Raw genomic sequence first — 20,286 nt, 5'->3', positions numbered from 1 at the left:
ACCATGGCCACCACGAAACCCAGCTGCCACGGCGATCCGGGCGGCGCGCTAGCCCCTGCCGGAGCACCCATCATCGCGCTCGTCGGCTCCCCGAATTCCGGCAAGTCCACACTCTTTAATGCCCTGACCGGCGCGAAGGCGCAGACCGGCAATTGGCCGGGAACCACCGTTGAGGTCAGCCGCGGTGCGTGGAAGCTGGGTGAATCCACCGCCGATCTCATCGACTTCCCCGGCACCTACTCGCTCGATCCGCTCAGCCCCGATGAGGCGCTCACCCGCGCCATGCTCATCGATTGCCCCGATGATGAGCGCCCCGACGCCGTCGTCGTGGTCGTCGATGCCAGCGCCGTCGCGCGCGGCCTCAACGTGGCCCTCCAGTTGGCGGAGCAGCCCTATCGCCTCATCATCGCGCTGACGAAGACCGACGTGGCGCTCAACCAGGGTCAAGTGGTTGACGCTGCTGCACTCACCGAGGCCACCTCCATCCCGGTGGTGGAGGTTGATGGGCGTAAGCGAGAGGGCGTCGAGAAGCTGCGCGAGGTCGTCGTGGAGTCTTTGGCGCACCACCCGGTGCAGCTGCGCGAGGACACCGGCCTGGAGGGCCGCTTCGCGGAGCTGGATGCGGCGGCGAAGGCCTCGGTGAGCGAGGTCGAGCATGCCACGCCACTCTCCCACCGCCTCGATGCGGTAGCCCTTCACCCGGTCGTGGGGCCACTGCTGTTCTTGGCCGTGATGTGGCTGGTCTTCCAGATCACCACCACGGTGGCCGCTCCCCTCCAGGATGGTCTGGAGGCGTTGGTCTCCGGCCCCTTGAGCGATTGGGCGCGGGCGGGGCTTGAAGCCATCGGCTTAGGTCACCCCCTCGTTACGGGCTTGCTTGTCGACGGCCTCATCGGCGGCGTCGGCATGGTCCTCACCTTCGCCCCGCTCATGGCGCTGATGTTTTTGTGTTTGGCGGTGTTGGAGGATTCCGGCTACATGGCGCGTGCGGCGGTGGTCACAGATCGTCTTATGCGGGCCATCGGCCTGCCAGGTAAGGCTTTTATCCCGATTGTCGTGGGCTTTGGCTGCAACGTGCCGGCGATTTCGGCCACGCGCGTGCTGGGCAGCCCGCGGCATCGCATTATGACCGCGCTGCTCATCCCGTTTACCTCGTGCTCGGCGCGCTTGGTGGTCTTCGTCATGCTTTCGGCCACGTTCTTCCCAGAGCACGCCGGCAGCGTGGTGTTTCTCATGTACGTCATCTCCATCGCGCTGCTCGTGCTGGTGGGCTTGGCGCTGCGAAAGACGCTGTGGCGCGCGGTGCCTGAGGAAGCGCTGGTTATTGACTTGCCGACGTACCAGCTGCCCACCGTGCGCCTGGCGCTGAGCGTGATGTGGACGCGTTTGAAGGGCTTCCTGCAGACCGCCGGTGGCATCATCGTGACTACCGTGGTCGTGGTGTGGCTGCTCATGGCCATCCCGGTTGGGGCCGCGGTGCACGAGACTACCTTGGGCGAGCCACCAGCACCGGAGGATTCCGCCTACGGCGCGGTCTCGCGCACCATTGCCCCGGCCTTTGCCCCGGCTGGTTTCGACTCGTGGTCCCTGGCCGGCCCGCTGGTGACGGGCTTTGTGGCCAAGGAGGCGCTGATTTCGACGTGGGCGCAGACCTACGCCGTCGACGACGTCACCGACGCCTCCGCGGAGGAACAATCCCACAGCGCGCTCAGTGACCACGTGCGTCAAGATTTCGACCGCGCCTCCGGTGGCCATCCCCTCGCCGCGGTGTGGGCCTACATGCTCTTCCTGCTGGCCTACACTCCGTGCGTGGCCACGATTGCCGCGCAGCGCCGCGAGATTGGCTGGCGCTGGACGCTCTTTGGCTTCGGCATTCAGCTGGCCACCGCGTGGGTGCTGGCAGTGGCGGCCTTCCAGATTCTGAGGGTGTTTATCTAGTGTCCGCTTCGCCCATTCACGCCGTACAGCAAGCCATTGAGTCCGGAGTGCGCTCGCGCGTAGCCATCGCGGCGCAGACCGGGCTGGAACCCGGCACGGTCGATGTCATCCTGGACCACCTCACCGCCAGCGGGGTGCTCGATATGGAGCCGCTCGGCTCCTGCCCCGCGGGCGGATGCGGGTCTTGTTCGGCGGCCTCAACGTGTGCCGGCCCCAGCAGCACCCGCGGACCGGTGCTGCTTAAGCTTCGTCGCCGGGCTTAAGCTTCGTCGCCGCTGCTAGGAGCAGGCGCAGACTCTAGGGCGGGGAGGCGGCGGGAGCGCAAGCGGGTAAGGAGTTCGGAGGCGTCGGCAGGCGTGAGGTCCTGGCCGGCCATCTTGACTGGGCCCGCCACAAGGTCGAAGCGCACGGTGCGCACGCCCGCGAGGTGACCCAACGGCCCCACCTTGAGAGTGAGCTCCTGGATGTGCGGGGTGCCAATCACCATGACGCGGCGGTTGATGCGGCCGCGATGCACGATGGTCACCGGCTGAGGCGATTCCACCAGCGTCACCGACTGCTGCTTGCGGTCGATGGGGCTGACCCAGGTGGCCCGGCGCGGGGAGGTATAGGTGGGCTGGGTGTGGCCTTCGGGGCGCGCATAGTCCTCAATCTGCGCGCGGTCTAGATCGGAGATGAGGGCTAGCAACTCCAGCGCCTGCTCCCGGGTGCCCACCGGCAGGATGCGCGTAGAACCAGATTGCTTGCCGCCGCCCTTCGCGCCATACCCGGCCACCGAGACGTGCACCTCGTACCAGCCGAAGCGCCTCCACAGGAAAGGCTGGCTCACCCGCACGCCGTGGATGCGACTGATGCGGATGGTTTGGCGGCGGCGGTCGGCAAGACCGTAGGAGACGTTGAGGGCGTTGGCGGGGGCGTCGTGAAGCGCGGTGAATTTCCAGGAGGAATCTACCAGCCCCCACACCCGCCCCACGAAGCCCACGATGATGGGCAGCAGCGCGGTCCACATCCCGGGGAGGAAGAGCAGGCCGCCGATGACGAGTGCGGTAACCAACGTGGGCAGGCGCAAAGCCTCAGCGGCAATCGTGCGCAGAATGGGAATCTCCGGGATCAAGGCGGCGGGAGTTTCCGGCTCCGGTTCACTGGCAGGCCCCTTATTTGTGCGCCGCAGCAGCTCCGCGCGCAGCTCCTCCGCTGTCGCCTTGGTCAGGTACTCGATTTTGATGACGGAGGAGGTGCCGCCCGCGGTCTCCACACGGACTGCGGCCAAGCCCAATAGGCGCGCGATGATGGATTCCACGACATCCACCGCCTGGATGCGCTCGTAGCGCGCGGAACGGAAGGACGTTGAGATGACGCCGTGGCGCAGCGCGATTTCATCCTCGGTGAGCTTGTAGCCGAGCTTGCGCCACCAAATTCCGGAGACGAGCCAAATCACCGTGCACACCAGCACGAAGGCACCGATGCCCAGCAGGGTGCCGCGGCCGACCTCCCCCAAGTGCCCACCCTGCACGTAGGACAGGACATCCGACACCATGGAGGCGTTGACGTTCACCGCGAGAACGGCCACCAAGGCCAGAATCAGCGACCAAAAACGCAACAGCGGGGTAAAGCGGTGGACGCGGGTGTAGCCGTCGGCGTCGATAAGCGCGCGGTCCTTCACAGCCCACTCATCCTCTCGCGGGCCTTGACGGCGAGACGCTCGCGCAGGGCGTCGGCGTCGGCAGCAAGGAGGCCGGGGATGGTGGCGTCGCTGCTGGGCGACGCCGTGTGCAGCTTCACCTTCTTCAGCCCCATCGCCCGCTCGACGGGGCCGGCGGTGACGTCGACGAACTGGATGCGGCCGTAGGGCACGACGGTGAAGGTGTGCCAGATTTTTCCGCGGGTGACCAGTAGTTCGTCGGCGGTTTCCTGCCAGCCTAAGTTTTTGACCTGCGCGGGGATGAGCCACAGTTCGTAGAGTGCCCACACGAGAAGCGCGCCGGCGACCCAATAGAGCCAATCCCACCAGAAATATGCCGCCGCGGCCGCCAGGGCGGCGAGGATAATGTCCCAGCTCAAATTCGTGATGTAGCGGGCTTTCGTGAGTGACGGGGATACGGGGTTCATGCCAACACACTAACACGAACCCTTGACAAGTTGTTGGGTTTATACAACACTGTGGTGCATGTCCCCAAAGAAAAAGCCAACCCGCCCACTATTTAACCGGGTCCGCGTGCTCCGCGCTGAACGGGACATGACGCGCGCACAGCTTGCCGCCGCCATCGGGGTCAACCCCCAAACCATCGGCGCCCTCGAGCGCGGCGACCACTCCCCCAGCCTGGATCTCGCCTTCAATATCTGCGAGGTCTTTGACTTGCCCGTGGAAGCCGTGTTCTCCCGGACCGAATTCACTCCCATGTCCTCCGAAATCTACCGAAAGGACTAACTCGCTCATGTCCGCCGTCACCATTCCCGATTCCGTTAAGACCCGCAAGCGCTACATCACCCTGGCCGATCTCTCCTCCTGCCTCATCATCGCTTCCATACCCCTGCAGTTCTGGAGCGCCTTTACCTCACTCATGGTGGCCGCCCTTGGAACTTTGCTGTGCGCGTTGATGACCGCTCGCCTGCGCACCACCATCAACGCGGCAGACCTACCCGGAACGGAACTTGATGAGTACCAGATGCAGCAGCACGTCGAAGCCCGCGACGACGGCCTCAAATTCTCCCTCGCAGCACTCGTCATCTTGCTGCCAGTGACTGGCCTTATCGCCTGGGGTGCCCGAACCATGCCCATCATGGACGGCGTGTTCGTGTCCCAGCTCTACCTCAAGATCATCCTGCTGCTCATGGTGTGGGTGCCGTTCTCGGTGGCCCGTTCCCTGGCGGGAAAGATGAACCGCGACGAGCTCATCTCAAAGGAATAAACCTCTTAGCGGAAATCCCGCGAACCGCGCGAAAGGGCCTCGCCGAAGGCCAGCGGCTCCAGCTGGTCCGCAGCAACGGTGACCGCGCCGGAGGCATTCTGCACGATGCCGCGCACGATGAGCGCGGGCGCTGTCCGCGCGGTGACTTTATCCCGAGCCCACAGGCCGGGCGTAACCATCACGTTCATCAACCCGGTCTCATCCTCCAAACCAAAGAAGACCACCCCGCCCGCTGTCTGCGGGCGCTGGCGGTGCGTGACCACCCCGGCGATGCGCACGCGGGTGCCATCCTCCACGCCCGGCAAATCCGCCGCCGATAGGATGCCGCGGGCCTGCAACTCCCCGCGGACCTGCTCCATCGGCTGCTGGTCGTGGGTCACGCCGGTGCTCGCCACGTCTGCGGCCATGAGCTCGAAAGCGCTCATGCCCGGCAAAGACGGCGCCTCAATAGCCGAAAGCCCCGGCAGCATCCCTGCCCGTTCTGTCGCGGCAACACCGGCCTGCCACAACGCTTGGCGACGATCCACCCCAAAGACATCCAAAGCCCCCGCCACCGCAAGAGCCTCCACGTGATCGACGGTGAGATCGGCACGACGGGAGAGATCGGGGACGTCGCCAAACGGCGCGGCCGCTTCAATGCGATCGGCGGCCTTATCACCCAACCCCTTGATGAGGTTAAGCCCCAAGCGGATACGCGCCTGACCGTCCGCGCCCACCACCACGCGCGCCTCGCGGCCCGACTCGTTGACGCTGACCGGCAACACCTCCACGCCGTGACGGCGGGCGTCCTGAACAAGCGACTGCGGCGAGTAGAAACCCATCGGCTGCGCGCGCAGCAAGCCCACGCAGAACTGCGCCGGATAATAGCGCTTGAACCACGCCGAAAAGTACACCAAGGAAGCAAAAGACTGCGAGTGCGACTCCGGGAAGCCGTAGGCCGCAAAGGCCACAATCTTGGCCCACAACTTGTCCGCCACTTCCCCGACAATCCCGTTGGTCTCCTCCAAGCCCTCATAAAAGCGCTGCTTGAGCGCCGCCATCTTGGCCGGCGAGCGCTTCGAGCCCATCGCGCGCCGCAGGTCATCCGCCTCCGCGCCGCTGAACCCAGCGGCATCGACCGCAATCTGCATGAGCTGCTCCTGAAAGAGCGGAATCCCCAGCGTCTTGCCCAGGGACTTCTCCAGCACCGGGTGGTCATAGGTCACCGGCTCCTTGCCATCGCGGCGACGCAGGTAGGGGTGCACCGACCCGCCCTGGATGGGGCCTGGGCGGATGAGCGCGACCTCCACCACGAGGTCGAAGAAGACCCGCGGCTTGAGCCTCGGCAGCGTGCTCAGCTGCGCGCGCGATTCCACCTGAAACACGCCCACCGCATCCGCGCGGCAGAGCATGTCATAGACTTCCGGGTCAGCCAGGTCCAGCTCCCACAGGTTGACCACCCTGCCGGTGCTTTCCTCCACCAAATCCATCATGTGGTGCAGGGCTTCGAGCATGCCCAGGCCCAGCAGGTCGAACTTCACCAGCCCGGCCGCGGCGCAATCATCCTTATCCCACTGCAGCACCGAGCGGTTTTCCATGCGCGCCCATTCCACGGGCACGACATCCGCAATTGGCCGGTCGCACAGCACCATGCCGCCGGAGTGAATGCCCAGGTGGCGCGGCTGCCCTATAAACTGCTCGGCCAAGGATTCAACGTCCGAAGGCGCGGGCGCGATCCCCTTCGACCAGGCATCGGCCGAACCCTGCGGGTAGCCCAATGCGCGGGCGGCATCCCGCAGCGCGCCTTTGCGGCGGTACGTAATCACGTTGGCCACCTGCGCGGCGCGCTCGCGGCCATGCTTGGCGTAGACGTACTGAATGACCTCCTCGCGCCGCCCCGATTCAATATCGATGTCAATATCCGGCGGGCCATCGCGGTCCGGGGAGAGGAAGCGCTCAAAGAGCAGGCCCGCGGAAATCGGCTCCGCATTCGTAATCCCCAGCGCGAAGCACACCGCCGAATTCGCCGCCGAGCCCCGCCCCTGGCACAGGATGTTCTCCCGTTTACAAAAATCCACGAGATCACACACGATGAGGAAGTAGCCGGGAAAGCCTAGCTGCTTAACGACGCCCAGCTCATACCGCATCTGCTCCCACGCCCGCTCCCGAATCTCCTTAGGCCGCGTGGCATAGCGCGCTGCCGCGCGCTCGAAGGTGAGATGCTCTAGCCAAGACATCTCGGTATGGCCTTCCGGCACGTCGAAATCAGGCAGGTTTGGGGCCAGCGCCTCCCAGGTGAAGCTGCATTCCTCAAGGACGCGGACGGTTTCCGCGATGAGCTCGGGGCGCTCCGGAAACAGCTGCGCCATCTGTTCCCCGGAGCGCAGCCAGGACGAGCCCATCGGGTGGGAGTTGGGGGAGGCGTCGACAAGCGCGAGGCGTCTAGACAAGGCTTCTTTCGCGCCGGCCAGCCGCGCGTGTTGCCGTGTGGCGGCAGCTGGGCGGGTAGAAGCGATGGCACGCGGAACCGGCAAGGAATCCAGCAGTAGGTGGTGGTCCGCGTCCTCCGGAAGCTGGGTACAGGCATACTCCAGAACCATGCTGTCTATTTTTATTCCATCGACCAGAAGATCGAAATGCTCCGCCCACTCCCAGCCCACCAAGAACAGGCATTCATCCTGTAGCTGCGCGGCAATCTCCACCAGGGGAGGATAGGACACGGCCCCCTTCTCCCCCGCTTCCATGTGGGCGCGGGAAATGAGCCGGGATAGACGCCGATAGCCCTCCGGGGTGCGCGCCAAGACCGTCAGCGGGGCCGGATCCAGACTGAGCTCCGCGCCAAAGACGGCGGGCAGCCCCACCTTGGCAGCGGCCTCCGCAAATTTCATGAGGCCATAGAATCCATCCCTGTCTACCAGCGCAATCCCGCGCAGGCCCAGCTCGACGGCGCGCGCCACGAGCTCCTCCGGCTCAGAGGCGCCGTGAAGGAAGCTATACGAGCTCACCGCATGCAACTCCGCGAAGGGCACGGCGGAATGCCCAGCCTTCGGCTCCTCCGCCGCCCCCGGAAGGTGGTCCACCGGCACCGGGACGGGCCCCGGACGGCCAGAGAGAATCCTCTCCACCCGGGACCACGGCAGCGCCTCACCCCCATTGAATCTCATAGCCCCACACACTATATTCGAACATGTATTCCAGTCAAGGTTTTCGTTGAACAAATACTCGGATAGACAAAGCGGTTCAATCGTTGCTAGTTTTTCGTGCAGTGCATACTCCTGCGGTGATACGACTTGCCGCACAAACCAAGAAGGGACACTAGGAACCCACTATGAGCATCCGTCGCGTACTTGCTGCCACCTCGGCAGCCTTCATCGCTGCAACCGGCCTGGTTGCTTGCTCCTCGGACTCCGCCGAGTCCGAGAACTCCGGTGAGGCCATTACCAAGGACTCCACCATCACCATCGGCACCACCGACGCCAACATGGAAGAGTGGGCCGTATTCCAGGACCTGGCCAAGGAGGCCGGCTTCGACGTCAAACTGGAAAACTTCGCCGACTACAACACCCCGAACCAGGCTCTGGACCAGGGCAAGCTGACGACCAACAAGTTCCAGCACCTGAAGTTCCTGGCTGAATACAACAAGGGCAACGGCACCGACCTCGTCCCGCTGGCAGCTACCGAGATCTACCCGCTGGCCATCTACTGGAAGGACCACAAGGACCTCGGTGACGTCGAGGGCCAGGAAGTCGCCATCCCGAACGACTCCACCAACCAGGGCCGCGCCATCGGCCTGCTGGTCCAGGAAGGCCTGGTCACCCTCAAGGAGGGCAGCCCGCTGACCCCGACCCCGCTGGACATCGATGAGAAGAAGTCCAAGGTCAAGGTCACCCCGGTGGACGCCGCCCAGACCCCGGCCGCCTACGGCGAGGGCAAGCCTGCCGTTATCAACAACTCCTTCCTCGAGCGCGCCGGCATTGACCCGCAGTCTGCCGTTGCTCAGGATGACCCGGACTCCACCGAGGCCGAGCCTTACATCAACGTCTGGGCCGTGCGTGCCGACGACGCCGATAACGAAACCCTCCACGAGCTGGCCAAGCTGTGGAAGGACCAGAAGGTCACCGACGCGGTCCTGAAGTCCTCCGGCGACACCGCCGTGGCCGTGGACCGCTCCCAGGAGGAGCTCCAGGAGATTCTGGACCGCCTCGAGGAGCAGGTTTAAGCAGCCTTCACTGACTAACTAGCAAAGGACGAATCATGCGCATCCGCCGTCTCGTAGCAGCCGCTGTAGCTAGCCTCGCTGCCGCTACCAGCTTGGCCGCCTGCTCGTCTGCAAGCTCCGATTTCGCCGCTGGTACCGCCGAGGATCCCATCATCATCGGCACCACCGACGCCGAGCTTCCGGAGTGGGGCGTGCTCAAAGAACTCGCTGCTCAAGAAGGCATCGAGATCGAGATGAAGAGCTTTACCGACTACGCCACCCCCAACCAGTCATTGGCTGAGGGGAGCACGGACACCAACAAGTTCCAACACTTAAAGTTCCTCGCCGAGTACAACGTGGGCAACGGCACAAACCTTGTCCCGGTTGCGTCCACGCAGGTCTACCCCATGCCTCTGTTCTGGAAGGGCCACGACAGCATCGACGGCATCGAGGGGCAGGACATCGCCATTCCGAATGACGCCACGAACCAGGGCCGCGCCATCAACCTGCTGGCAGCCAACGGTTTGCTGAAGCTCAAGGAAGAGGGCAAGCTCACCCCGGATCCCGCCGATATCGACGAGTCCGCTTCCAAGGTGACCATCACCCCGGTCGATGCCTCCCAGACTCCGTCCGCCTTCGGCGAAGGCAAGCCTGCCATCATCACCAACTCCTTCTTCAAGCGTGCGGGTATCAACCCGGCCGACGCCGTGCTTTACGACGACCCGGAAAACCCCAACGCCGACCCGGAGATCCTGTTCGACCCCTACGTCAACGTGTGGGCTGTGCAGGAAAAAGACAAGGACAATGAGAAGGTCAAGAAGCTGGCTGAACTCTACCTCTCTGATGAGGTGAGGGCCGCGGTGCAAGACACCACGGGTGGCACCACCATCTTCGTGGACAAGCCCCAAGCAGAACTCCAAGAGATACTGGACCGCCTAGAAGAGGAAGCCTCCTCTAGCTAAGCGAATCTCCCTCACCCCCGCGCTCACGCTCGTTTGCGTGACCCGGGGGATTTTGCCCGTTACTCCCTGCTTATTCACTACACGGACACGTACAAAGGAAAACCACGTGACTGAACACACTGGCGCCCGCCAGGGCACCCGGATTGAATTCCGCAACATCACCAAAGTCTTTAAAAACAAGAAAACCACCACCACCGCACTCGATAATGTCTCCCTGACCGTCGAGCCCGGCGAGATCATCGGCATCATCGGCTTCTCCGGCGCGGGCAAGTCCACGCTGGTGCGCATGATCAACGGTCTGGACAAGCCAACCTCGGGGCAGCTGCTTCTCGACGGCACCGATGTCGTCCCCCTGCCTGAATCCAAGCTGCGCGGCATCCGCCGCAACATCGGCATGATCTTCCAGCAGTTCAACCTCATGTCCTCGCGCACCGCGGCGGGCAACATTGAGTACCCGCTGAAGCTGCAGGGCGTCGACAAGCAAGAGCGTAAACAGCGCGTCCAGGAACTGCTGGAGTTCGTCGGCCTGGCGGACAAGGGCGATAACTACCCGGAGCAGCTCTCTGGCGGCCAGAAACAGCGCGTGGGCATCGCCCGCGCCCTGGCGAATAACCCTTCCCTGCTGCTGGCGGATGAAGCCACCTCAGCGCTCGACCCCACCACCACCCATGAGGTTCTCGACCTTCTGCGCAAGGTCAACCGCGATTTCGGCATCACCATCGTGGTCATTACCCACGAGATGGACGTCGTGCGCTCCATCGCAGACAAGGTCGCCGTCATGGAAGGCGGCCACGTTATTGAGTCCGGCAGCGTCTACGAGGTCTTTTCCAACCCACAGACCAAGGTGGCGGAGAAATTCGTGGCCACCTCGCTGCGCAACACCCCGGACGTCGTCGAGGCCGATGACCTCTTGGCCCACGAGGGCCGCCTGTTCACCATCAACCTGACGGAGAAGTCCGGCTTCTTCGATGCCGCGGGCAAACTCGCGGACGAGGGCGTGTCCATCGCCGTGGTCCACGGCGGTATCACCACCTTGCAGAAGCACTCCTTTGGCAAGATCACCGTCCGCCTCAACGGCCCGGACGCCGCCATCGAAGACTTCTACGCACACATGCAACGCACCACCGAGATTGAGGAGATCCAACGATGAACGTCACCTACCTCGCGCAGGCCAATTGGGACCGACTGGGCAGTACGCTTGTCGACGCCATCAAGGACACCCTCATCATGGTCGCCACGACCCTGGTGCTTGCGGGCATCATCGGCCTCGTGCTGGGCATCCTGCTCTACACCACGCGCCCGGGCGGCATCCTGCAGAACAAGCCCATCCACTTCGTCATCAACATTCTGGTGAACTTCATTCGCCCAATCCCGTTCATCATCTTGCTGGCCTTTGTCCAACCGCTGACGGTGGCGGTGCTGGGAAGCTCCATCGGCCGTGAACCGGCCACGTTCGTCATGGTGATTGCGGCTACCTTCGCGGTGGCGCGCATCGTGGAGCAGAACCTCGTGGCGCTGGATCCGGGTGTGATTGAGGCGGCCCGCGCGATGGGTGCTTCGCCGTGGAAGATCATCACCACGGTCATCATTCCGGAGGCACTGGGCCCGCTGGTGCTGGGCTACACCTTCCTGTTCATCGGCATCGTCGATATGTCCGCGATGGCCGGCTACGTCGGCGGCGGCGGTCTGGGTGACTTCGCCATCGTCTACGGTTACCGCGCCTTCGAGTGGGAGGTCACCGTGGTGGCTACCCTCATCATCATCGTGCTGGTGCAGGCAGCGCAGTTCTTCGGCAACTGGCTTTCGGCCAAGATTATGCGCCGCTAGCCGCGCGCCGCGTCCTGCGACGCGGCGCGTAGGATACGGACGCGACGCGCGACGTAGATTCGAGAGGTCTTCGGTTCGTCTCCGCAGGAGGAGACGACGCCGGAGGCCTCTTTTTCTTCCAGCTCCACGTCCCATGCGCGGCCGTCGCGGTGTCGCACAACGACGCCGTTTCTCTCGGCGGTGTTCTCCGCCTCGGTATTTTCCGCTGCGCCGATGGTGAGGTCGCCGTAGTGGAGGGTCTCGGAGGCGTCGAGAAGCTGGCGCGCCACCGCGAGCTCCGCTACCTGGCCCCGGGGCGTGGTGAGGCCGGAACCACGGTTGGCGGGGTAGAAATACTCGCCGTGCAGCGCCTTGCCCACGAGCTCACGGCCGGCCTCCACGTTGAGGCGGCCAAAGGAATAGCCCCACGGCATCAGCAGCACCGACGGCGCGAAGCGGTGGCCTTTGGTGTGGGAGGTTTCCCACACGGTCTCCTCAAATTCGCACGCCAGGGAGGCAGCCAGCGGGCGCCCCTTAATTGCACAGCAGGCATCGCGCTTGGCGTGCGTGCACACGAGCACCAGCGGCAGACACGTGCCGGTGGGATGCTCAAGATCCAGGTCAAGAATGTCCTCCGGGCCGTTCAGGGTGTAATCCTGCACCAGCCCCTCGCGCGCCCACACGACGAAACAACGGAAGTGCCCCGTCCTCCGTTCATGCCCGGCGCGCCCCGGGCGGCGAATGAGCTGTAGGCCCGCCACGCCCTTGAGCTTGGCCTTGAGTTTTTCGGTGAGGCCTGGGCCAAAGGTGTGGCCGTCAAGCACGTCGCGCGACCACGCCGTGGGCCACTCGAAAAGGACGTACACAGATTCTTGTTTAGCGGTACCAGCCAGGGGCTCGACCTGGACGTCGGAGCAGAAGGTCATGGCGCCATCTTAACTGGCATCACTTGCTTCACAACAATGTGGTTACGATGCTTAGCTCGATGCATATAATTCCCCGAAGTGCCACTACGCTCGAAGTCATGCCGAAACATAACCTCTTGCGCACAGCCGCTCCAGTGGCCGCACTCGTTGTCTCGGGTGCGCTCGCGCTTCAGGGATGCGCTCCGTCTTCCTCCCCGGACGGCAGCTCCGACGGCCCCACGAAGACTCTCGACGCCACCCTGTCCGGCGCCTCCACCTCCACGGCTACCGTTACTCCCACTGCCCCCTCCCCCGCCGCACCGGCTGGGCTGACCCCGCTGGGCGACGCCAACATGGAGATGAAAACCCTCCGCCCACCGGCCCCCTCGGAGCTGGTGGTAACCGATGTCCGCGTGGGCAAGCATGAAGGATTTGACCGCGTGGTCTTCGAGTTCGTCGGGGATGGTTCGCCGGGCTGGTTCATCGATTACACCGATTCCCCGGCCCAGCAAGGATCCGGCAACCCGATTGCTTATGAAGGCTCCACCGCGCTCGACGTCAGCATCGACGGCACCGCCTACCCCTTCCAGCTCAACATGGAAGACCCGAATATCGGCACCGTAAATGGCGCCGGCGGCCTAGTTACCCAGGTGGTCAGCGGCGGTACCTTCGAGGCTCGCTCGCAGTTCGTTATCGGGCTTGATGAGCGCCACCCATACTCGGTCCAGGTGCTCAGGGGGCCGACGCGCCTGGTCATCGACATCTTGAATTAAGCCGTTCAGGCATAGGTTGCCTCCACCGACCAGCGCCCGCCTGCCCACACCAGCAACCAGGCGCGCTGGCCTTTGTCGTTTTCCCCGACGACTTGCAGGCGCGCGCAGCGTTGCGCCGCACCCGCCTCCCACCACCCGGTATCCACAGGCCACGGGCCGGCCCACCCAGTCACCCGGTAGCGGTGCTGGCCCCACCCCAGACCTGCTGGCTCCCCGGAAAGGAGGGCCTCGGCGGTGACGATGATGTCCTTCGAGGAGATATCGATAAGCCGAATCCGCGCAGCCGGGTGCGCCAGGCTCGCCGGAAGCGGCGCCGGGATACGCCCCGGCCACGCGCCCTCCGGCTGCGGATCACGCTGCTCGCCGTAGGGGACATACTCGATGCGCTCGGCCACCCCACGCCCGCCCGCCGGGCGGGGTTGCAGCACGCGATCCACCCCCAGCTGGGATTGCACGCGCGCGATGACACGCTTAGCCTGCTCGGCGGATTCACCCGCGCCCCACAAAAGCCCGTCCCCCGGCGGGGCGACCTCCACCGGTTCCAACGCCAGCTTGGCGATGCCCCCTCCCTCACCCGGCGCACTCCCAGCCCGCGCAGTACTCAGCCAGCCGTCGAGCTGCCAGCGCACACGATCCGCCGTGGCGGCCTCGCTGAGCGCTTCCTGGGTACGCCAGATCCGCTCCAGGCGCTCACCGCCCTCAAACTCCGCGGCAACGCGCAGGCGCAGGCACACCACGCCGGCCTCCTCGAGAGCCGCGTGGAGGCGAGCCGCCAGCTGACGCGCGGCGAAGGCCGCGGCATCCACGCGCTCCAAGGGCTCCTCGAAGCCCTGCTCCACGCCCAGGTCAGGGCGCGCGAGTTCCGGTGCCACGCGCCGATCCGGCGCAGCCGCGGCCACCGCGTGGCACCGCCGCCCGGCCTCACCGAAACGGGTGGTGACTTGGCGCAGCGGCAGGCTCGCCAGCTCCCCTAAGGTGCGCACACCCAGCTGCTCTAAAGAATGAACCACGTCCGCCGCACAGCCCAGCGCCACTTCCGCGGCCAATACTCCTACCGGCTGCTTAGCCAGAAAGTCGCGCGACCCTCCTACCGGCACCACCGCGCCCAGGTTGCGGTGGCGGGCGGCAATCAGCGCGGTAGCAATCTCGTCCGCGACGCCGACGGTGGCGTCGAGGTGGGATCTGGAGGTGGCGTCGACAAGCATCTCCACCGCCTTTGCCTCACTGCCGTGGAAACGCCCGGCCGCGCCCGCGTCCACGATGACCAGCCCAGGGCGCAGCACCTCCACCGACGAAGCCACCGCGTCCAGGCCCGCGGCAATCTCCGCGAACACCACCCCGTCCCGGTCCGGGTTGGCCTCCTCCACGCGCAGCTCCGGCAGGACGGCTTGGGCTTGGCGCACGCGCATCCCGCGGCGCACTCCCGCCCGGCGCGCCGCCGCGTTGCACACCGCCACGCGGTGCTGGGCGGCGATGACACACGCCGCCCTCTCGGCATCCTGCAGCGCCTGGATGGGCCAATCCGGGAACCACAGCGCCGCGACCCTCACACTGCCTCCAAGTGCGGGCGCGTGTCTGGTCGCTGCCCGCACGTGAGCACTCCACGCCGCGGGCGCATGCTTGCCGACGCCACCCGCACCCCTATATCAACCCCCCGAATCCGCCCGCTGCCCCGGCCCAGGCCATGCACCGCGACGACCTCCGCACCGATCTCCACGGCCGTGCCCGGCAGCCGGGTCCCCACGGTGAGCAGGGCCGCCTGCCCTGCCCGCACCTTCGCCAGCACGGGGCGCGCCCGGGTGGGACTCAGCGCACCTGTCCCCTTGTGCACGACGAGGTCCAGCCCCTCACACAGCACGCTAGTTACCGCCCAGGGCTCCGCGCCCGGGTCGGGCACCGTGATGACCCGGGAGACATCACCATCCTCGGCCACTTGTGCGAGTGATAGATCCGGCCAGCCCACTACCCCGACGTGTCCGCCCACCGCGCTAACATGAGTTATCAGCTCCACCACGAGCGCGGCGCATTCCGCGCAGGCGGTTGCCCGTTTACGCGGCAGACCACCACCCGGGAGCAGCTCAGATAACTTTTCAGGGACGCCAAGAAGTTCCGCATCCGGCTGCACCTGCACCGAATCATCCGGGGTTTCCAGGCGTTGAATCTGGGCGCGTAGAACCGCAATCTGGTCGGCCCGTGAGCCGCCCGCTACGCGAACACCTGTTTGATTCATGGCTCCTATTATGAACCTCTCCCCGGACACGCGCAATTGCGCTGGTAGCGTTAGGCGCCATGAATCCCCTCCGCGCGCACACCACCCCAATCCCCACTCCGCCGTGGGTACGCCTCGGCGCCTCGCTGCTGGCTGGTGCCGCCGTGGCAGCAGGTACCAGCCGCATCCACTTCGGGCTCGCCATGGGGCTCAGCCTGCTCCTCCTCATCGCCGCCTGCGCGCTCGTATTCCTGCACCCCTACCGCGCGGACCTGCGCGATTATGCCCAGCGCCACAACGTCACCATGCTGCCCAACGCCGCACAGCTTATTCCCCTCATGGTGCTGTGGTTGATGGTTATGCTCTCCCCGCTCCTCGCGCTCCCTGCCTGGGGCAGCGCGCTGGTGTGGGTGCTCGTCGCGGGCGCGGCCTTCCTGCTCTTTCCCCACGTCGACGGCTCCCGCAAGCTCGCCTACGCTCCCCCTGCCTAGGCTGCGACTTAAGCCAGGTCGCGCGAGGTGGCCCAGCGCGTGAGCTGATGGCGGTTGGACTGCTGGGTCTTGCGCAAAATATTGGAGGCGTGCGTCTCCACCGTTTTCACTGAAATGAACAGCTGCTTGCCAATCTCGCGGTACGTATAGCCGCGCGCAAGCAACCGCAAAACCTCCAGCTCGCGGCGCGTGAGCGCATCCACTGCTGGGTCTTGCCCCTCCTCCGGCTCCGGTGCGGGCGATCCGGAGGCAAAAGCGTCAAGGACAAAGCCTGCCAGGCGCGGCGAGAAATACGCATCCCCGCTGTTGACCTGCAGGACCGCGCGCGCCAAATCCGGGCCGGAAATATTCTTCGTTACGTACCCGCGCGCACCCGCCCGAATCAGCGCAATCACGTCCTCCGCCGCATCCGACACGCTCAGCGCCAAAAACACCGGCCGCGAAGGCTGGTTAGCCGTCGCGTTAATAACGGCGAGGCCACCGCCGTCGGGCATGTGGACGTCGAGAAGCACCACGTCCGGCGAGGTACGCGCAATGCCCTCCAGTGCTTCCGCGACGGTGCCCGCATCGCCCACAATCTCAATCTCCGGGGCCGCCGCCAACTCGGCGCGCACGCCCGCGCGGAAGACGGAATGATCATCAACCAAAAAGACCTTCACCATGCTCATAACGCTACCGCTAGCTCCACCTCGGTGCCCTCCCCCGGGGTCGAGGAAATCCGCACGCGCCCACCAGATCCCTCTACGCGCGCGCGAATACTGTCACGAATCCCGTGCCTATCAGCGGGAATAGCATCCACGTCGAAACCCACCCCGCGATCACGCACGAAGATACTCAGCTCGCCCGCCAACAACTCCGCGTAGACATCCACCGCGTCCACGCCCGCGTGCTTGCCGGCATTGACCATAGCCTCGCGCGCCGCCTGAATAAGCAACTTCGCGGACTCCGTCAGCTCCGCATCCTCACCCACCGTCACAGCGGATACCCGCATGTCGAAGAGGTCTTCCACCTCCCCGCACGCCGCTTCGAGGGCGCCGAAGCAGGTGGTGGGGGCGGCGGAGGGAGCGTCGAAAAGCCAGGCGCGCAGCTCGCGTTCTTGGGCGCGCGCCAAACGCGTCACCTCGCGCGAATCCCCCGCCCGCTTCTGAATCAGCGCCAGCGTCTGCAGTACCGAATCGTGCAGGCGGGCGGCAATCTCGGCGCGCTCCTCCGAGACCGCCTTGGCCGCCTGCTCCTGCGACAGCGAACGCCAGAGCTTCAGCACCAGCGGCACCACCAGCGCGCCAAAGCCCACCAGCGTCAGCGCCGTGGCCAGGATCGCCGAGCCGGATCCGCTCTCCCACGTCACCGCTGCCACCACGACGCCACCGATGACCAAGACGGCACCAGCCGCCACAGCAACCAGGCCCACCGGCGTGTTCAGCCCGCGGTCATACGCCAACCATGCCAGCACCGCACCGATGGCCACAACCGCCAACGGCACCGCCACGCTTAGCGACGCCCCCGAGACCCCCAACACACCCACCGCACTACCCGCCAGCGCCAGGAACACCAGCACGAGGGAGAGGGGGCTGCGGCGGGTGGAGGGGGCGTCGTCAAGCGCGGGCGTGAAGATCCACAGCCCGGCATAGGCCATCGCCCCCACCCCACCCAGCAGGGTCAACGCGGTCAAGGCGATGCGCGCGGAGAGCGCCGAAACCCCCAGATTCTGCGCCAACCCCGCTGCCACGCCGGCCACCACGCGGCCAGATTGGGGGCGTGACATCACGGGATAAGGCGCCGCGTTCTCGGCGGGGACATAGGGCGAAGTCATACTAGACATAGTCCCACGCACCACCCCTCCGGCACATCGGGGACAACCCTGAGGTCTAAAAATCAGGGCGATTACCGATACCGCCGCGAAGCCCCGCGCGGCACCATAAAAGTATGACGAAGAACAGCACTTTCAACCAGATGTGGACAACCCGCCCCGTCCGCCTTCCCAAAAAGCAGGGCGGCGACGCCCAGCTCGCCGGTGTCTGTGAAGGCATCGCGGTGCGCTATCAGCTCGATCCGACGATTGTGCGCGTGGCCTTCGTGGTCGCAGCACTCGCTTTCGGCGGGGGCATCGCCGCCTACCTCGCCGCGTGGGCGCTCATGCCGCGCTACGGATCGCCCTACTGCCCGCTCGATGCGGCCTTGGGCAAGGATGGCGTCAAGGAGGAGCAAGAGCTCGGTTGGATCCTAATTGTCGGCGTCCTTCTGACGTTTAGCTCCGGCCCACTGTTCCTCAGCGGGCAATTCCTCGCCGGCCTTCCGCCCGCTACACTGACCTTCGGCCTGCTGGCGCTGGCGTGGTACGCCCTTCACCAACGCGAGCCGCTACCCCCTAGCGGGCTGCTGGCCGCCGAGCAGCCGGTGCGCGAAGAGCCGGTCAACCTCAATTCTTATACCCCGGCGGACGGCCACCCTTTCCCATCAGGCCGCAGGACCCCGCCGTCCTGGGATCCACTCGGCGTAGTGCCCGATGCCTGGAACCTGCCGGAGCCGGGCCCGCGGGAGGAACCGAAAAAGAAGCGCGGCTCGCAGTGGGTTGAGGGGGCAATTGCTCTCGGTGCCGTGGGCGCCGCCCTGACGATTGCCTTCCTTGGAGTCACCTTCGTCTCCGAGGCCGACGAGTCCGGCTTCAGCGCCCGCTTCAACGTCGGTGAGCAAGACATCGCGCCCACCCATGAAGATGAACTCGAGGACTATTACGACCTGGGCATCGGCGAATCGACGGTGGACTTCAGCCAGCTCCACGACCTCACAACCAAGCACGACGTCACCGTCGACGCCGGCATCGGCGCCGTCGAGGTCATCCTCCCGAAGGACATCCCCGTCGCGCTGACCTGTGATGACGGCCTGGGTGAGAGCAACTGCACCGAACGCCAGGACCCTGACGCGCTGCTGAACATTCACATCGACGCTGGCATCGGCGAAGTCACCGTCACCGGCTAAACTGGCCACCCATGATTCACTTCGGCAACGACTACCATCGCTCCGCCCACCCCCGCGTCCTTGATGCCATCGCAGGGGCGGGCGGGGCTTATACCGGTTATGGCGCCGACGAGCTCTGTGCCACGGCCGCTGAGCGCATCCGCACTGCCTGCCAGGCGCCGAACGCCGAGGTGCATTTCATGGTCGGTGGCACGCAGGCCAACGCCACGATCATCGCCCATCGCCTGCGCCCCTGGGAGGGCGTTATCGCGGCGGATAGCGGGCACATCGCCACCCATGAGACGGGCGCCATCGAGCACACCGGGCACAAGGTCATCACGCTGCCGAACCAGCTGGGAAAGATCACCGCCGCGCAGGTTCGCGCGTGCGTGGAGGAATACCGCGCCTCCGGGGTGGAGGAACACATGCCAGAACCCGCACTGGTCTACATCACGCAGCCCACCGAGTTCGGCACCGCCTACTCCCGCGCCGAACTCGTGGCCCTGCGCGAGGTCTGCGATGAGTACGAGCTGGGCCTGTTTGTCGACGGCGCCCGCCTCGGCTATGGCCTCTCCGCCTCAGATATCACGCTGCCGGACCTGGCCGCGCTTGTCGACGTCTTCACCATCGGCGGCACCAAATGCGGCGCCCTCTTCGGCGAGGCCATCGTCTTCCCTGCGGGCGCGCCGCGTTTTCGCAATGCAATGAAGCAAAACGGCGGCCTGCTGGCCAAGGGCTGGTTGCTCGGCGCGCAATTCGCCGCGCTCTTCAGCGCCCCCGCTCCTGAATCCGCCGATGTGCTCCCCGGAACCAACGCTTCCTACGCAGACGCTAGCGCAACTACCCCAGACGCTAAGGCACATAGCGCAGCAGCAACCACCCTCTACGAACACATCTGCGCCCGCGCCAACGCCCAGGCCCAGCGCATCGCCGAGGCATTCCGCGCCGCAGGCATCGACATGCTCTTTGACTCCCCTACCAACCAGCAATTCGCGCTGTTGACACGCGAACAGGAAGAGAAGCTCGCGCAGGACTTCGTGTGCCAGTTCTTCGAAGAACACGAAGGCCTGCGCGTGGTGCGGTTCTGTACGGCGTGGTCGACGGAGGAGGGGGACGTCGATAAGCTCTGCTCTGCGATTTCTGCGCTCAAGTAGCGAG

The 20,286-nt window shown here is 65.3% G+C and carries 20 protein-coding genes; 12 read left to right on the top strand and 8 right to left on the bottom strand.

Annotated features, from left to right (window positions below; all coding sequences use genetic code 11):
- Positions 1 to 3 precede the first annotated feature (3 nt).
- Together feoB and HMPREF2912_RS09870 are read left to right on the top strand one after the other, a co-directional pair.
- Positions 4 to 1,938, top strand: a complete 1,935-nt coding sequence (gene feoB / locus HMPREF2912_RS09875; RefSeq protein WP_070683992.1) for a ferrous iron transport protein B — start codon at positions 4 to 6, stop codon at positions 1,936 to 1,938.
- The gene (locus HMPREF2912_RS09870) at positions 1,938 to 2,201 is read left to right on the top strand and encodes a FeoC-like transcriptional regulator (protein WP_070521461.1); all 264 of its coding nucleotides are present in this window, start codon (positions 1,938 to 1,940) and stop codon (positions 2,199 to 2,201) included. The genes feoB and HMPREF2912_RS09870 overlap by 1 nt, the downstream gene beginning before the upstream one ends.
- Here the strand turns inward: HMPREF2912_RS09870 and HMPREF2912_RS09865 are convergent.
- Together HMPREF2912_RS09865 and HMPREF2912_RS09860 are read right to left on the bottom strand one after the other, a co-directional pair.
- A complete protein-coding gene (locus HMPREF2912_RS09865; RefSeq protein ID WP_070683990.1) occupies positions 2,198 to 3,601 on the bottom strand; it encodes a PH domain-containing protein in 1,404 nt (467 codons plus the stop codon). The genes HMPREF2912_RS09870 and HMPREF2912_RS09865 overlap by 4 nt on opposite strands.
- Positions 3,598 to 4,047, bottom strand: coding sequence for a PH domain-containing protein (locus HMPREF2912_RS09860; protein ID WP_070683987.1), 450 nt, complete (start codon positions 4,045 to 4,047; stop codon positions 3,598 to 3,600). Before HMPREF2912_RS09860 ends, HMPREF2912_RS09865 begins: the two co-directional genes overlap by 4 nt.
- Before the next feature lie 58 nt (positions 4,048 to 4,105).
- On the opposite strand from HMPREF2912_RS09860, the gene HMPREF2912_RS09855 reads away from it, so the two are divergent.
- Both HMPREF2912_RS09855 and HMPREF2912_RS09850 read left to right on the top strand, forming a co-directional pair.
- Positions 4,106 to 4,366 (top strand): helix-turn-helix transcriptional regulator, encoded by a 261-nt coding sequence (locus tag HMPREF2912_RS09855; protein ID WP_070527976.1) that lies wholly within the window; start codon positions 4,106 to 4,108, stop codon positions 4,364 to 4,366.
- A gap of 7 nt (positions 4,367 to 4,373) precedes the next feature.
- Positions 4,374 to 4,847 (top strand): hypothetical protein, encoded by a 474-nt coding sequence (locus HMPREF2912_RS09850; protein WP_070683984.1) that lies wholly within the window; start codon positions 4,374 to 4,376, stop codon positions 4,845 to 4,847.
- A gap of 5 nt (positions 4,848 to 4,852) precedes the next feature.
- Here HMPREF2912_RS09850 and HMPREF2912_RS09845 read toward each other — a convergent pair whose 3' ends face one another.
- Complete coding sequence (locus HMPREF2912_RS09845; protein WP_070683981.1) at positions 4,853 to 7,990, bottom strand: error-prone DNA polymerase; 3,138 nt, start codon at positions 7,988 to 7,990, stop codon at positions 4,853 to 4,855.
- 164 nt (positions 7,991 to 8,154) lie between these two features.
- Here HMPREF2912_RS09845 and HMPREF2912_RS09840 point away from each other — a divergent pair, with 164 nt between their 5' ends.
- From HMPREF2912_RS09840 to HMPREF2912_RS09825, 4 genes are all read left to right on the top strand, one after another.
- On the top strand, positions 8,155 to 9,045 hold the full coding sequence (locus HMPREF2912_RS09840; protein ID WP_070624295.1) for a MetQ/NlpA family ABC transporter substrate-binding protein: 891 nt from the start codon (positions 8,155 to 8,157) through the stop codon (positions 9,043 to 9,045).
- Between the two features lie 35 nt (positions 9,046 to 9,080).
- Complete coding sequence (locus tag HMPREF2912_RS09835; protein ID WP_070683978.1) at positions 9,081 to 9,986, top strand: MetQ/NlpA family ABC transporter substrate-binding protein; 906 nt, start codon at positions 9,081 to 9,083, stop codon at positions 9,984 to 9,986.
- 106 nt (positions 9,987 to 10,092) lie between these two features.
- Positions 10,093 to 11,136, top strand: a complete 1,044-nt coding sequence (locus HMPREF2912_RS09830; protein WP_070683975.1) for a methionine ABC transporter ATP-binding protein — start codon at positions 10,093 to 10,095, stop codon at positions 11,134 to 11,136.
- Complete coding sequence (locus HMPREF2912_RS09825; RefSeq protein ID WP_070521487.1) at positions 11,133 to 11,813, top strand: methionine ABC transporter permease; 681 nt, start codon at positions 11,133 to 11,135, stop codon at positions 11,811 to 11,813. Before HMPREF2912_RS09830 ends, HMPREF2912_RS09825 begins: the two co-directional genes overlap by 4 nt.
- Here the strand turns inward: HMPREF2912_RS09825 and HMPREF2912_RS09820 are convergent.
- Positions 11,810 to 12,718 (bottom strand): sucrase ferredoxin, encoded by a 909-nt coding sequence (locus tag HMPREF2912_RS09820; RefSeq protein ID WP_070683972.1) that lies wholly within the window; start codon positions 12,716 to 12,718, stop codon positions 11,810 to 11,812. The genes HMPREF2912_RS09825 and HMPREF2912_RS09820 overlap by 4 nt on opposite strands.
- Positions 12,719 to 12,816: 98 nt before the next feature.
- On the opposite strand from HMPREF2912_RS09820, the gene HMPREF2912_RS09815 reads away from it, so the two are divergent.
- Positions 12,817 to 13,470, top strand: a complete 654-nt coding sequence (locus HMPREF2912_RS09815; protein WP_070564958.1) for an AMIN-like domain-containing (lipo)protein — start codon at positions 12,817 to 12,819, stop codon at positions 13,468 to 13,470.
- A gap of 5 nt (positions 13,471 to 13,475) precedes the next feature.
- Here HMPREF2912_RS09815 and HMPREF2912_RS09810 read toward each other — a convergent pair whose 3' ends face one another.
- On the bottom strand, positions 13,476 to 15,020 hold the full coding sequence (locus HMPREF2912_RS09810) for a DNA polymerase Y family protein (protein ID WP_070683970.1): 1,545 nt from the start codon (positions 15,018 to 15,020) through the stop codon (positions 13,476 to 13,478).
- The gene (locus HMPREF2912_RS09805; RefSeq protein WP_070521496.1) at positions 15,017 to 15,700 is read right to left on the bottom strand and encodes a hypothetical protein; all 684 of its coding nucleotides are present in this window, start codon (positions 15,698 to 15,700) and stop codon (positions 15,017 to 15,019) included. Before HMPREF2912_RS09805 ends, HMPREF2912_RS09810 begins: the two co-directional genes overlap by 4 nt.
- A gap of 59 nt (positions 15,701 to 15,759) precedes the next feature.
- On the opposite strand from HMPREF2912_RS09805, the gene HMPREF2912_RS09800 reads away from it, so the two are divergent.
- Positions 15,760 to 16,170 (top strand): hypothetical protein, encoded by a 411-nt coding sequence (locus HMPREF2912_RS09800; protein WP_070521499.1) that lies wholly within the window; start codon positions 15,760 to 15,762, stop codon positions 16,168 to 16,170.
- A gap of 8 nt (positions 16,171 to 16,178) precedes the next feature.
- Here HMPREF2912_RS09800 and HMPREF2912_RS09795 read toward each other — a convergent pair whose 3' ends face one another.
- On the bottom strand, positions 16,179 to 16,832 hold the full coding sequence (locus HMPREF2912_RS09795; protein ID WP_070521502.1) for a response regulator: 654 nt from the start codon (positions 16,830 to 16,832) through the stop codon (positions 16,179 to 16,181).
- A gap of 2 nt (positions 16,833 to 16,834) precedes the next feature.
- A complete protein-coding gene (locus HMPREF2912_RS09790; RefSeq protein WP_198530956.1) occupies positions 16,835 to 17,983 on the bottom strand; it encodes an ATP-binding protein in 1,149 nt (382 codons plus the stop codon).
- A 113-nt stretch (positions 17,984 to 18,096) separates the two neighbouring features.
- On the opposite strand from HMPREF2912_RS09790, the gene HMPREF2912_RS09785 reads away from it, so the two are divergent.
- Both HMPREF2912_RS09785 and HMPREF2912_RS09780 read left to right on the top strand, forming a co-directional pair.
- A complete protein-coding gene (locus tag HMPREF2912_RS09785) occupies positions 18,097 to 19,149 on the top strand; it encodes a PspC domain-containing protein (RefSeq protein ID WP_070683968.1) in 1,053 nt (350 codons plus the stop codon).
- Between the two features lie 11 nt (positions 19,150 to 19,160).
- Positions 19,161 to 20,282: a threonine aldolase family protein gene (locus HMPREF2912_RS09780; protein ID WP_070683965.1), complete on the top strand. Its 1,122-nt coding sequence runs from the start codon at positions 19,161 to 19,163 to the stop codon at positions 20,280 to 20,282.
- Positions 20,283 to 20,286: the final 4 nt, after the last annotated feature.

The sequence above is a fragment of the Corynebacterium sp. HMSC056E09 genome (genome assembly GCF_001813425.1).
In the GTDB taxonomy this organism is placed as follows: domain Bacteria; phylum Actinomycetota; class Actinomycetes; order Mycobacteriales; family Mycobacteriaceae; genus Corynebacterium; species Corynebacterium hesseae.
Note: the sequence above shows the minus strand (reverse complement) of the source record. Positions and strands in the feature narration are given on the sequence as shown.